The 559-nt window shown below is 50.4% G+C and carries 1 protein-coding gene; it reads right to left on the reverse strand.

The features are described 5' to 3' along the window. Positions 1 to 457, reverse strand: a 457-nt coding sequence (locus R7Q46_RS29280; RefSeq protein ID WP_318078596.1) for an outer membrane lipoprotein-sorting protein, incomplete at its 3' end; no start/stop codon positions are given. Positions 458 to 559 lie beyond the last annotated feature (102 nt).

Raw genomic sequence — 559 nt, forward strand, 5'->3', positions numbered from 1 at the left:
TGCTCTGTCCATCTATCGTGAGGGTTTCCGTCGCTTTCCACTCGCCTTGGTAATCCTGGCTCCACGTCAACGTTGAAATATCACCAATTGAGGCTTCACCAAGCAGCTTTTGCATTGGCGTAATACGAATTGGGCGGCGGCTCTTTGGCATTTGCAGCCAGTAGTTATCGCCCATCATCAGCATCTTCTGCCCCGCTTCGACCGCCGATTTGAACACCACCAGCGATTCACGGTTTGGCCGCGTGTACACATGGTAGAGACGCGTTTTATCCAACTCTTGGTCTTGATACAAACGCACCAGTGACACCACTTTAGAAGAATCATCTTGCAAGCGGTAGCTGTCGGCTTTCTCAATCAACTGCGCGACTTGTTGTGCATCCAGCGCTTGTTCAGCAGCACTCGCAACGCTGCTGACAGCCAATAGTGTGATGGTTAGTAATGGTTTGGAATTAAACATAGATCAGTGCCTCCGTAATTGGCTTGTTCACGCCTTTACGCGCCGAGAAAAACGCCGCGACCAAACAAATCAGCAATACTGATAACCCTGCAGCAGCCACCA

The sequence above is a fragment of the Vibrio sp. 811 genome (assembly GCF_033339195.1).